Raw genomic sequence first — 12,651 nt, 5'->3', positions numbered from 1 at the left:
GGCCGTTGCGCGGCCGTTACTCGGTGAGGCACCCGTGGAGGGAACCAAGCACCCCACCCGCCCCGTCAAAGCGGCATGCACACGCAGCGACGCAACCTCAGCGCCCTCAGCCCGCGGGTCGGCCTCAGCGCCCTGGCGGTCACCGGACTCCTCGCCACGGCCGCCTGCGGCACGGAGAGCGGCGACGGAAACGGGAAGGAGGATTCCGGTTCCAGTTCCGTCGGGACCCGGCAGGACACCGGTATCACCGGCAAGCAGTGGAACGTCGAGAGCGTGACGGCCGGCGGCAAGACGCAGGAAGCCCCGGCCGGCGCCCACATCGAGTTCGGCAAGGACGGCAAGGTGGGTGGCAACTACGGCTGCAACCACTTCGGGGCCACCGCCGAGATCGAGGGCGACACGATCACGGTCGGCGACGACACCGTCAAGACGAAGATGGCCTGCACGGCCGACGGGGCCATGAGCTTCGAGTCGAAGCTGGGCGAGGCCATCTCCGACAGCAAGATCAAGGCCGACGTCAACGACGACGAACTGACGCTCACGACCGAGGACGGGTACACCGTGAAGCTGACGGCCGAGAAGCCCGCCGACCTCTACGGCACCAAGTGGAACGTCACCGGCACGGTGAAGGTCGACGAGAAGGGTGACTCCAAGGGCGGCTCCGCCGTCGCCCTGTCCTCCGCCGCCGAGGGCAAGGTCCACCTCACCTTCGACGAGAAGGGCACCGTCCGCGGCGAGCTCGGCTGCAACAAGGTGACCGCCAAGGCCACGGTCGGCGACGGCACTATCACTCTGGGCACGCCCGGTACCACCCGCAAGATGTGCTCCGACTCACTCATGGACACCGAGAGGTCCCTGCTGGCGCTCTTCGACGGCACCGTGAAGTACACGCTGAAGGGCGGCAATCTCACGCTGACCAGCGAAAACGGCGCTGGCCTGGAAGCAGTCGCCGCGAAGTGACCCCGGACGGGCGGCGTCTCACGGCGCCGCTCGGGCGCTTCCCCAATTCGGACCAGTGGTCGATCTCGCCTACACTCGGTGGCGTGCCACGTGGTGACGGTCGACTCAGTCATGATCTGCTCCCCGGCGAGAAAGGACCCCAGGACGCTTGCGGCGTCTTCGGAGTCTGGGCTCCCGGTGAAGAGGTCGCCAAGCTCACTTACTTCGGGCTCTACGCCCTCCAGCATCGAGGCCAGGAATCCGCGGGTATCGCGGTCAGCAATGGCTCTCAGATCCTCGTCTTCAAGGACATGGGGCTCGTTTCCCAGGTCTTCGACGAGGCCTCCCTCGGCTCCCTGCTCGGTCATATCGCGGTCGGTCACGCCCGCTACTCGACCACCGGTGCCTCCACCTGGGAGAACGCCCAGCCGACGTTCCGTGCCACCGGGCACGGCTCGATCGCGCTCGGCCACAACGGCAACCTCGTCAACACGGCGGAGCTCGCCGGAATGGTCGCCGACCTTCCCAAGCAGGAGGGCCGCACCCCGCGTGTGGCGGCGACCAACGACACCGACCTCCTCACGGCCCTGCTGGCCGCCCAGGTCGACGACGACGGCAAGCCGCTGACCGTGGAAGAGGCTTCCGCCAAGATCCTCCCCCAGGTCAAGGGCGCCTTCTCGCTCGTCTTCATGGACGAGCACACCCTCTACGCCGCCCGTGACCCGCAGGGCATCCGCCCGCTGGTCCTCGGCCGGCTGGAGCGCGGCTGGGTCGTCGCCTCCGAGTCCGCCGCCCTCGACATCTGCGGAGCGGCCTACGTCCGCGAGATCGAGCCGGGCGAGTTCGTCGCGATCGACGAGAACGGCCTGCGAACCTCCCGATTCGCGGAAGCGAAGCCCAAGGGCTGCGTCTTCGAGTACGTGTACCTGGCCCGCCCGGACACCGACATCGCCGGCCGGAACGTGTACCTCTCCCGCGTCGAGATGGGCCGCCGTCTCGCCAAGGAAGCTCCGGCCGAGGCCGATCTGGTCATAGCGACTCCGGAATCGGGCACGCCCGCCGCGATCGGTTACGCGGAGGCCTCCGGCATCCCGTTCGGTGCCGGTCTGGTGAAGAACGCCTATGTCGGGCGGACCTTCATCCAGCCTTCACAGACCATCCGCCAACTGGGCATCAGGCTGAAGCTGAATCCCCTCAAGGAAGTCATCAAGGGCAAGCGCCTGGTCGTCGTCGACGACTCGATCGTGCGCGGCAACACCCAGCGCGCCCTGGTGCGGATGCTCCGCGAGGCCGGCGCGGCCGAGATCCACATCCGGATCTCCTCGCCGCCCGTGAAGTGGCCCTGCTTCTTCGGCATCGACTTCGCGACCCGCGCCGAGCTGATCGCCAACGGCATGAGCATCGAGGAGATCGGCACCTCCCTGGGCGCCGACTCCCTCTCGTACATCTCCATCGACGGCATGATCGAGTCCACCACCATCGACAAGCCGAACCTGTGCCGTGCCTGCTTCGACGGTGAGTACCCGATGGACCTCCCGGACCCCGAGCTGCTCGGCAAGCAGCTCCTGGAGACCGAGCTGGCCGCGGGTCCCGCGTCGGCCGCGTCCGACGCGATCCGTCGCCCGTAAGACCTCGCAGCAACATCGCAGCGACACCGCTGTACGACACGAAAGTTCTCACCGTCATGTCTGAGACAACTGGTGCCAGCTACGCCGCCGCGGGCGTCGACATCGAAGCGGGCGACCGCGCCGTGGAACTCATGAAGGAGTGGGTGAAGAAGACGCAGCGCCCCGAGGTCCTCGGTGGCCTCGGCGGCTTCGCCGGCCTCTTCGACGCCTCCGCCCTCAAGCGGTACGAGCGCCCGCTGCTCGCCTCCGCCACGGACGGCGTCGGCACGAAGGTCGACCTCGCCCGGCAGCTCGGCGTGTACGACACCATCGGCCACGACCTGGTCGCGATGGTCATGGACGACATCGTGGTGTGCGGCGCCGAGCCGCTCTTCATGACCGACTACATCTGCGTCGGCAAGGTCCACCCGGAGCGTGTCGCGGCCATCGTGAAGGGCATCGCCGAGGGCTGTGTCCTCGCGGGCTGCGCCCTGGTGGGCGGCGAGACGGCCGAACACCCCGGTCTGCTGGGCCCGGACGACTTCGACGTCGCCGGCGCCGGTACGGGCGTCGTGGAGGCCGACCGGCTGCTGGGCGCGGATCGTATCCGTACGGGTGACGCGGTGATCGCCATGGCGTCCTCCGGCCTTCACTCGAACGGGTACTCACTCGTCCGGCATGTCCTGTTCGACCGCGCAAACCTGAAGCTGGACCAGCACGTCGAGGAGTTCGGCCGCACGCTCGGCGAGGAGCTCCTGGAGCCCACCAAGATCTACTCGCTGGACTGTCTCGCGCTGACCCGCACGACCGACGTGCACGCGTACTCGCACATCACGGGCGGCGGCCTCGCGGCCAACCTGGCCCGGGTGATCCCGGACGGCCTGCACGCGATCGTCGACCGCGGCACCTGGACCCCGGCCCCGGTCTTCGACCTCGTCGGCACCACCGGCCAGGTCGAGCGCCTGGAACTCGAAAAGACGCTGAACATGGGCGTGGGCATGATCGCGATCGTCCCGGAGGACTCCACGGACGCCGCACTGGCCACCCTGGCGGACCGAGGCGTGGAAGCCTGGGTGGCAGGCGAGATCACCGACCGCGGCACCCACGAGACGGGCGCGGCCCTGACCGGCGACTACGCGGCACGGTAGCCATGAAAGGGGCGCCCACAGGGGCGCCCCGTCAGGGGCGCGGGGAACCGCGCGACCAGCCACGACGCACCCGCAGCGGTACAAGCATCCTCAGTGCACCCCCGCCATCACAGCGGAGCGAGTCCGCGGAGCGCCATGCACAAAACCCGGTCCGGCAACCAACCCCGGACCGGGTGAAGCGCAGCTAGAACGACGAGCGCAGCAGGTGCGTCAAGCGCCGCGGCGTTGCGACGTAGGACCGGACTCATCGTCCTCGTCCTCGTCGTCGTTGTAGAGATCCGCGTACTGGGAGTACGGGTCATCTTCCTCGTCGTCGTCTTCGAACGGCTCGCCGTTAGGCGGCTGTTGCGAAGTCGAAGCGCCCAGCTCATTGGCCAGACGCGAGAGATCGGTCCCGCCGCTGCTGTACTTCAGCTGGCGGGCGACCTTCGTCTGCTTGGCCTTTGCCCGGCCGCGCCCCATGGCTCGACCCCCTCGGATACGGGGCTCGACGGCCCCAGAGTCTTGACACGCGTTCATGATCTAGAACGGTCTCTCCGCGGAGAGACCGGTCCGTAGGGCTTCCACGGTACCTGAGCCCACGCCCATACGGTACGTCGCCCGCAGGACGCGCCTGTGCCCAGAACCCGCGAGGTGCCCTGTCCTCGCTGGTCAACCGCGATTTTAACCTCTTCTCGGCGAGCGACCCGCCGACGAACGTGAGAGTTCTCTCCAACACCCGCCGACGGGCACCCCGCGGGGCCGTCCGGAGGGCGTCCGGACGGCCTTCGGACCTCAGGGGCGGCGGGCCTCCGCCATGCGGTGCTCGGCGATCCGGTCGGCTGCGGCGGCCGGCGGAATCCCGTCTTCCTTCGCACGAGCGAATATGGCCAGCGTGGTGTCGAAGATCTTCGCCGCCTTCGTCCGGCACCGCTCGAAGTCGAAGCCGTGCAGTTCGTCGGCGACCTGGATGACACCGCCCGCGTTCACCACGTAGTCCGGGGCGTAGAGGATCCCGCGGTCGGAGAGGTCCTTCTCCACACCCGGGTGCTCCAACTGGTTGTTGGCCGCACCGCAGACGATCTTCGCGGTGAGCGCCGGCACGGAGTCGTCGTTCAGGGCCCCGCCGAGCGCGCACGGGGCGTAGATGTCGAGCCCCTCGATCCGGATCAGCCGCTCGGTGTCCGCGGCGACCTCCACGGAGGGGTGCTTGTCGGCGATGCGGCCCACGGCGTCCTGGCGCACGTCCGCGATCACGACCCGGGCGCCGTCCTCCAGCAGGTGCTCGACCAGGTGGCGCCCCACCTTGCCGACGCCGGCGACACCGACCGTGCGGCCGCGCAGCGACGGCTCGCCCCACAGGTGCTGGGCGGAGGCCCGCATGCCCTGGAAGACACCGAAGGCCGTCAGGACGGACGAGTCGCCCGCGCCGCCGTTCTCGGGGGAACGCCCGGTCGTCCAGCGGCACTCGCGCGCCACCACGTCCATGTCGGCCACGTAGGTGCCGACGTCGCAGGCGGTCACGTACCGGCCGCCGAGCGAGTCCACGAAACGGCCGTACGCGAGGAGCAGGTCCTCGGTCTTGATCTGCTCGGGGTCACCGATGATCACGGCCTTGCCGCCGCCGTGGTCGAGCCCGGCCATGGCGTTCTTGTACGACATCCCGCGGGCGAGGTTCAGCGCGTCGGCGACGGCCGCCGCCTCGCTCTCGTACGGGTAGAAGCGGGTGCCGCCGAGGGCCGGGCCCAGGGCGGTCGAGTGGATGGCGATGACGGCCTTGAGGCCGGTGGCGCGGTCCTGACAGAGCACGACTTGCTCATGGCCGCCCTGATCCGACCGGAACAGGGTGTGCAGTACGTCGTCAGGGCTGCCGGTTACGTCGGTCACGGTGGTGACTCCCAGGTAAGAAGCGGCGGGTCGGGGCGGCCCTCGTACGGGTGGCGGGGGTCCGTGTGGCACGAGATTAGAGCCTGTGCTGGACCGCCATCGGCGCAGTGGTCAGGATCACCCCCTCCCGGAGTACGGTCACGAGCGGGCGTGGGACGATTTGCAGGGATTTCCCGCGTATCCGCGCAGGGGGTCCGCGGTTGTCCACCGGGTCGGCTGGGGAGGGAGCAAGCGTGCCCAAGGTGTCCTCGTTGATCGTCCCCTACGCGTCCTATCTCCGGGTGTACGAACCGCTCGCGGCCTTCCCGGAATCGGAGCGCGGCCACTGGTCCCGCTACGCGCGCCGCCCCGAGCGTCCCTCGTACCAGGACGAACTGCGCCGTTCGCTGGCCGACTTGCTGCCCGTGCCGCCGATCGCGGTGCCGGTGCAGGAGAGCGGTGACGCGTTCGTCGCGGACGTGGACGGCGTGCTGTGCGTGTGCCCCTGGCGGACCCGGCTGCGCGGCTGGGAGGCCCTGGGCGAACTGGCGGAGGAGCTGCCGGCGCCGGTGCTGGACGCGGCACTGCCGGAACTCGTGCGCCGTCAGGCGACCCAGGACTACGAGCGCTGGCTGACCCGCAACCCCGACGCCCGCCCCTGGATCCGCACCTCGACCTGGCAGGTCCCGCTGCACTGGTTCGTGCTCGTCTCGGACGAGGAGCGCGAGTACGACAAGGGGACCGGGTCCGGGGGCGGTTCGCGGGCCGAGGAGGACGCGCCCGTGCTCCGCTACCGCACCCCGATGGTGCAGGCGCGGCGGCGGGTGGCGCGGGCCCTGCGGACGCTGCGGGACGCCCTCGACGAGGGGCCGCTCATCGACGGCCTGGTGGATGTGGGGCGTTGGCTGGAGGAGTTCCACCCGCGCTCGCTGGTGGAGCTGGACTACGGCGGCCTCGTGCACGTCCTGCCCGCCGGGGAGCTCGACGGCGACCACTCCGCCGCGGACGTCGCCGAGGGCATCGAGGCGCTGCGCACGGGCGACGGGCCCGGCGCGGGGGAGGCGTACGGTCGGCTCGTCGAACGGTGGCGTTCGGTCCGGGACCGCCAGTCGGCGAACTGAGGCCGTACGGCGGCTCTTCGGCGCCGACGGTTCCTGTGCGTCACGGGCTCTGACAGGACGTAAGTCCCGATCCGGGTCGTACGGGGTAAGCGTGACGGACAGCACTAACCCGGACCTTGCGCCCAACGCCCCTCCTCATGCCAAAATAGGACAAGGAGTCCGGGGAGGGCTCTCTCTGTCCATGTATGGGTGGAATCTCGGCATTGCGCGTTACGGGGGTTCTCGTGACTCCTGATCGTCCTGTGACTGATCGTCACAGAGGCGTGACTGTCCGCTATGGCATGGTCCATCGGCTTCCGTCGCTGATGAACACCTGGGAGGGCAATTCCATCGGTTTGGCCGACGTGGCTGGACGGATGGTGTAGTTGTAGTGCCGAGGACAAGCCGTTCGTCCTATAACCGACTCGACCCGCATCCGCCATTTCGGGCAACGCGGGTCAAGGTGCAGAATTTAGAGGAAAGAACCGAGAACGATCGGTTCTCCCGAGGAGGCCGCTCATGACCGCTCGCACCCCTGATGCCGAGCCGCTGCTGACCCCGGCTGAGGTCGCCACGATGTTCCGCGTGGACCCTAAGACGGTCACGCGGTGGGCGAAGGCCGGCAAGCTCACGTCGATCCGCACGCTCGGCGGGCATCGCCGTTACCGCGAAGCAGAGGTTCGTGCTCTGCTCGCGGGCATCCCGCAGCAGCGCAGCGAAGCCTGAACAACAACTACATAGCAGGGTATTTCGGCAGGTCCCCCAACTTGTCGGTAGGGCCCTGACGCAAGTACCACTCAAGCGTCACCCAAGCACCACCCGAGTACCGAGCGACGCGGATCCCGCCCCAACGGGGTTCACGCCCGAGCAAGAACCATGAGCAACGTGGGTGCGTCGTAGATCGCGCTGGACTCCGCCGGGTCCAGCGCGATCTTTTTTGTGCGCTGGTCATGGGGTGTGCGCGGCTACCGGGTCGGTCTGTGAGTGGCCTTGTCGCAGTCTGGGCGAGGCTGTCGGATCAGCTGTGAGTCATCCCGGGGCAGAGTGCAATGGCACATATTAAATTGACCAGTTGTAGGTGGGGGGTAAGATCCGCAGGTTTGAAAACTTATGCGGTGACACCCGTCACATGTCCTGGTCCTTGTTGTGCGTGGTGTACCTGCGCTAAAGGAGGTCCCGCGCATCTGGGGCCGCGCGAGGGGCAGTTGGTGCGCGGCGGGCGCTCATGCGTGACCCGTGCGGTCGCTCAGGCCGGGGAGGGGTTCTCGTCCTCCGGGCCGTTCTCCAGGTCCTCCGGGCCGGACTCCGAGGCCAGTCGCAGGAGCCGGTGGCAGATCGGGCAGTGCCGTGTCCGATGACGATGGCCGGAGGCGGCCGACAGGTGGGCGCGGAGCAGGGCTCGCGTCTCATGTCGAGCGGTCGCCGCCATGGTCACCTCCGGTGGGGTCTGGGGCTCTGGTTTGTAGGTACTTGGGGAAGGTGACCGCGTCAAGGGCGTGAGGTTGCTGCTCGGGGCCTGAGGGACTGGTGGGGGTGGTGTTCGGATCTGTGGCGGTGTTTTGGTCTGTGCGGGGCGGTGGGGGCCGGTCGCGCGGTTCCTCGCGCCCCTCAGGGGGTGGGGATGCCGTGGGGGGTCGAATGCCCGCCGGTGGGGGCTTGTCGCGCGGTTCCCCGCGCCCCTGACGGGGCCCGCCCGGAGGCATGCAGAAGGCCCCGCATCCGTTGTGGATGCGGGGCCTTCGTTCTGCTTCTGCGGTCCTGACGGGATTTGAACCCGCGGCCTCCACCTTGACAGGGTGGCGAGCACTCCAAACTGCTCCACAGGACCAGGTTTCGCAGTGCGATCTTGCGTTGCGCTGCGAGACAGGACTCTACAGGAGGGTTGGCCCCCTGGGCGAACTCACTCGGTGTGCGGACGCCGTTACGGTGCGGCCGCGTCGATCGCCTTCACGATCCGCTTGTCGGAGACGGGGTACGCCGTGCCCAGCGCGTGCGCGAAGTAGCTGACGCGCAGCTCCTCGATCATCCAGCGGATGTCCCGGACGGAGGAGGGGACGGGGCGGCCCTGCGGCAGTTGTTCCAGCAGCCAGGCGTACTCGTCCTGCATCTCGTGGACCTTCTCCATCCGGCTGGTGTCCCGCTGGACGTTCGTCGGCATCTGCTGGAGCCGGCGGTCCGCCGCGACCAGATAGCGCATCAGGTCCGGCAGCCGCCGCAGTCCGGCCGCCGTGACGAAGCCGGGCCGCACGAGGGCGTCCAGCTGCGTCCGTACGTCCGTCAGGTTCGCCAGGAGCACAGGGCTGCGTACGCCCTTCAGGCGGCGCTCACAGGCCTGCCAGGCGGCCAGCACCTGTTCGACCTGGCCGACCGTGCGGACCGTCGTGTCGACGATCTCCGCGCGCACCTTCTCGTACAGCTTCCGGTACGACTCCTCGTCCCAGGCCGGGCCGCCGAAGTCGCCGATGAGCTTGTCGGCGGCGGCCGTCGCGCAGTCGTCGAACAGTGCCTGGATCGACCCGTGCGGGTTCGCGGACAGGGCCAGCTTCTGGGCGTTGGTGAGCTTGTCCGACGCGAACTTCGCCGGATTCACCGGGATGTTGCGCAGGATGAGCCGCCGCGTGCCCTTCCACATCGCCTGCTGCTGCTCGGCCTCTGTGTCGAAGAGGCGTACGGAGACGGTGTTCGCCTTCGGCCCTTCGTCGACCAGAGCCGGGTACGCCTTCACCGGCTGGCCCGCCCGGCGCGTCTCGAAGAGGCGGGTGAGGGAGCCGATGGTCCAGTCGGTCAGCCCGGTGCGCTCCAGGGACTCCCCGCCCTCCCGCTGGGCCGTCGCCGCCGCGGCCTGCGAGATCGCCTGGCGTGCCTTCGGCTTCAGCCGGACCTTGAGGGCCTCCAGGTCCTTGTCCTCGGCCAGCTTGCGCCGCCGCTCGTCGACGATCCGGAAGGTGATCTTCAGGTGGTCGTCGAGCCTGGACCAGTCGAAGTCCTCGGCGGTGAGCGGCACTCCGACCATCCGCTTCAGCTCACGCGCCATCGTCACGGTCAGGGGCTCCTGCAGGGGCACCGCCCGCTCCAGGAACCGCTGCGCGAAGTTGGGCGCCGGAACGTAGTTGCGGCGGATCGGTTTGGGGAGAGAGCGGATCAGCTCGGTGACGACCTGTTCCCGCAGCCCCGGGATCTGCCACTCGAAGCCCTCGTCCGTGACCTGGTTCAGCACCTGGAGCGGAATGTGGACGGTCACGCCGTCCGCGTCGGCGCCCGGCTCGAACTGGTACGTGACGGGGAACTTGAGCCGCCCCTGCCGCCACGAGTCCGGATAGTCGTCCTTGGTGACCGCACCGGCCGTCTCCCGGATGAGCATCGAGCGCTCGAAGTCGAGGAGTTCGGGCTCCTCCTGGCGCTTGTGCTTCCACCAGGAGTCGAAGTGGGCGCCGGACACGACGTGCGCCGGCACCCGCTCCTCGTAGAAGTCGAAGAGCGTGTCGTCGTCGACCAGGATGTCCCGGCGCCGCGCACGGTGCTCCAGCTCCTCGACCTCGGTCAGGAGGCGGCGGTTGTCGGAGAAGAACTTGTGGTGCGTACGCCAGTCACCCTCGACGAGCGCGTTGCGGATGAAAAGCTCGCGGCTGATCTCCGGGTCGATCCGCCCGTAGTTGACCTTCCGCTGGGCGACGATCGGCACGCCGTACAGCGTGACCTTCTCGTACGCCATCACCGCCGACTGGTCCTTCTCCCAGTGCGGTTCGCTGTACGTGCGCTTCAGCAGGTGCTCGGCGAGCGGTTCGATCCACTCGGGCTCGATCCGCGCGTTGACGCGGGCCCACAGCCGGGACGTCTCGACGAGTTCGGCGGACATCACGAAGCGCGGGGGCTTCTTGAAGAGGGCCGAGCCGGGGAAGATCGCGAACTTGGCGTTGCGGGCACCCACGTACTCGTTCTTCGTGGTGCCGCGGCCCCCCTCGCGCCCGCCGTCCTTCCCGGTGCCGGTGGTCCCGCTCTCCTTCACGTCCTTCATGCCGATGTGGGAGAGCAGGCCGGCCAGGAGGGAGAGGTGGACCTGCTGCTCGGGCGCGTCGTCCTCGTTCAGATGGATGCCCATCTGCTTGGCGACCGTCCGCAGCTGTGTGTAGATGTCCTGCCACTCGCGGATCCGCAGGAAGTTCAGGTACTCCTGCTTGCACATGCGACGGAACGACGACGAGCCGCGCTCCTTCTGCTGCTCGCGCACGTAGCGCCAGAGGTTGAGGTACGCGAGGAAGTCGGACGTCTCGTCCTTGAAGCGGGCGTGCTGCTGGTCGGCCTGCGTCTGCTTCTCCGACGGCCGCTCGCGCGGGTCCTGGATGGACAGCGCGGCCGCGATCACCATGACCTCGCGCACGCAGCCGTTCTTGTCGGCCTCCAGGACCATCCGGGCAAGCCGCGGGTCGACGGGCAGCTGCGCGAGCTTGCGGCCGGTGTCCGTGAGCCGCTTGCGCGGGTCCTTCTCCGCCGGGTCGAGGGCGTTGAGCTCCTGGAGGAGCTGGACGCCGTCGCGGATGTTGCGGTGGTCCGGCGGGTCGATGAAGGGGAACTTCTCGATCTCGCCGAGCCCGGCCGCGGTCATCTGGAGGATGACGGACGCCAGGTTCGTACGGAGGATCTCCGCGTCCGTGAACTCCGGGCGGGCGAGGAAGTCGTCCTCGGAGTAGAGCCGGATGCAGATGCCGTCGGACGTACGGCCGCAGCGGCCCTTGCGCTGGTTGGCGCTGGCCTGCGAGACCGCCTCGATGGGCAGCCGCTGGACCTTGGTGCGGTGGCTGTACCTGGAGATGCGGGCGTTGCCCGGGTCGATCACGTACTTGATGCCCGGGACGGTGAGGGAGGTCTCGGCGACGTTCGTCGCCAGAACGATCCTGCGCCCCGTGTGCTGCTGGAACACGCGGTGCTGCTCGGCGTGCGAGAGCCGCGCGTAGAGGGGGAGCACCTCGGTGAATCTGTACTTCTTCTTCTCCAGCGCGTCCGCCGTGTCGCGGATCTCCCGCTCGCCGGACAGGAAGACGAGGATGTCGCCCTTGCCCTCGCCCTGCAGCTCCTCGACGGCGTCGCAGATCGCGGTGATCTGGTCGCGGTCGGCGTCGTCGCCGTCCTCTTCCAGGAGCGGCCGGTAGCGCACCTCGACGGGGTACGTACGCCCGCTGACCTCGACGATCGGCGCGTCCCCGAAGTGCCGCGAGAAGCGCTGCGGGTCGATGGTCGCCGAGGTGATGACGACCTTCAGGTCCGGCCGCTTCGGCAGCAGCTGGGCCAGATAGCCGAGCAGGAAGTCGATGTTCAGGGACCGCTCGTGGGCCTCGTCGATGATGATCGTGTCGTAGGCGCGCAGCTCGCGGTCCGTCTGGACCTCGGCGAGCAGGATGCCGTCCGTCATCAGCTTCACGAAGGTGCCGTCCGGGTTCACCTGGTCGGTGAAGCGGACCTTCCAGCCGACGGCCTCGCCCAGCGGGGTGTCCAGCTCCTCGGCGACGCGCTCGGCGACGGTACGGGCGGCGATCCGGCGGGGCTGGGTGTGCCCGATCATGCCGCGCACCCCACGGCCCAGCTCAAGACAGATCTTGGGGATCTGGGTCGTCTTTCCGGACCCGGTCTCACCCGCGACGATGACGACCTGGTGATCACGGATGGCGTCCGCGATCACGTCCTTCTTCTGGCTGACGGGCAGCTGCTCGGGGTACGAGACGGTGGGCACGAGGCCGCGTCGCTCGGCCATGCGGACCTCGGCCCTGGCCACCTCCGTCTCGATCTCGGCGGTGACGGCGGCGCGGGCCTCGGGTTTGCGGATCCGGCGCGCGCCTTCGAGCCTGCGCCCGAGCCGGTGCGCGTCGCGCAGTGACAGCTCGGCCAGACGGGAGGCGAGATCGCCGAGGGCGGGGGCAGGATGCGTAGACATACGCGGTCCAGGATCTCACCTCGGGGAAACCGGGGGCGAACGCTTTTACGTCGGGGGGCGAACAGCGCGGCGGCCGGGCGTCCGCC

The 12,651-nt window shown here is 68.7% G+C and carries 9 protein-coding genes and 1 tRNA gene; 5 read left to right on the top strand and 5 right to left on the bottom strand.

Going from position 1 to position 12,651, the window contains the following annotated elements; genetic code table 11:
* Positions 1-75 precede the first annotated feature (75 nt).
* From OHS59_RS21930 to purM, 3 genes are all read left to right on the top strand, one after another.
* Positions 76-960 carry an META domain-containing protein gene (locus tag OHS59_RS21930; protein WP_328495113.1) on the top strand — a complete coding sequence of 295 codons (885 nt, stop codon included), beginning with the start codon at positions 76-78 and terminating at the stop codon, positions 958-960.
* 83 nt (positions 961-1,043) lie between these two features.
* On the top strand, positions 1,044-2,567 hold the full coding sequence (gene purF, locus OHS59_RS21925; protein WP_328495112.1) for an amidophosphoribosyltransferase: 1,524 nt from the start codon (positions 1,044-1,046) through the stop codon (positions 2,565-2,567).
* Between the two features lie 56 nt (positions 2,568-2,623).
* Positions 2,624-3,694 carry a phosphoribosylformylglycinamidine cyclo-ligase gene (purM, locus tag OHS59_RS21920; protein WP_328495111.1) on the top strand — a complete coding sequence of 357 codons (1,071 nt, stop codon included), beginning with the start codon at positions 2,624-2,626 and terminating at the stop codon, positions 3,692-3,694.
* A 210-nt stretch (positions 3,695-3,904) separates the two neighbouring features.
* Here the strand turns inward: purM and OHS59_RS21915 are convergent, their stop codons facing one another.
* Both OHS59_RS21915 and OHS59_RS21910 read right to left on the bottom strand, forming a co-directional pair.
* Positions 3,905-4,156: a DUF3073 domain-containing protein gene (locus tag OHS59_RS21915; protein ID WP_143643689.1), complete on the bottom strand. Its 252-nt coding sequence runs from the start codon at positions 4,154-4,156 to the stop codon at positions 3,905-3,907.
* A gap of 312 nt (positions 4,157-4,468) precedes the next feature.
* Positions 4,469-5,560, bottom strand: a complete 1,092-nt coding sequence (locus tag OHS59_RS21910; protein WP_328495110.1) for a Leu/Phe/Val dehydrogenase — start codon at positions 5,558-5,560, stop codon at positions 4,469-4,471.
* Positions 5,561-5,793: 233 nt separating this feature from the next.
* On the opposite strand from OHS59_RS21910, the gene OHS59_RS21905 reads away from it, so the two are divergent.
* Together OHS59_RS21905 and bldC are read left to right on the top strand one after the other, a co-directional pair.
* On the top strand, positions 5,794-6,660 hold the full coding sequence (locus OHS59_RS21905) for a hypothetical protein (RefSeq protein WP_328495109.1): 867 nt from the start codon (positions 5,794-5,796) through the stop codon (positions 6,658-6,660).
* A 498-nt stretch (positions 6,661-7,158) separates the two neighbouring features.
* On the top strand, positions 7,159-7,365 hold the full coding sequence (gene bldC, locus OHS59_RS21900) for a developmental transcriptional regulator BldC (protein ID WP_003949541.1): 207 nt from the start codon (positions 7,159-7,161) through the stop codon (positions 7,363-7,365).
* A gap of 520 nt (positions 7,366-7,885) precedes the next feature.
* Here bldC and OHS59_RS21895 read toward each other — a convergent pair.
* The 3 genes from OHS59_RS21895 to hrpA form a co-directional block, all read right to left on the bottom strand.
* Positions 7,886-8,068, bottom strand: a complete 183-nt coding sequence (locus tag OHS59_RS21895; RefSeq protein WP_328495108.1) for a DUF6274 family protein — start codon at positions 8,066-8,068, stop codon at positions 7,886-7,888.
* A 324-nt stretch (positions 8,069-8,392) separates the two neighbouring features.
* Positions 8,393-8,467, bottom strand: a tRNA-Asp gene (locus tag OHS59_RS21890).
* 93 nt (positions 8,468-8,560) lie between these two features.
* Positions 8,561-12,565 carry an ATP-dependent RNA helicase HrpA gene (gene hrpA / locus OHS59_RS21885; protein WP_328495107.1) on the bottom strand — a complete coding sequence of 1,335 codons (4,005 nt, stop codon included), beginning with the start codon at positions 12,563-12,565 and terminating at the stop codon, positions 8,561-8,563.
* Positions 12,566-12,651: the final 86 nt, after the last annotated feature.

This window comes from Streptomyces sp. NBC_00414, assembly GCF_036038375.1.
In the GTDB taxonomy this organism is placed as follows: domain Bacteria; phylum Actinomycetota; class Actinomycetes; order Streptomycetales; family Streptomycetaceae; genus Streptomyces.
The sequence above is the reverse complement of the archived record's forward strand: the minus strand, read 5'-3'. Positions and strand labels throughout refer to the sequence as shown.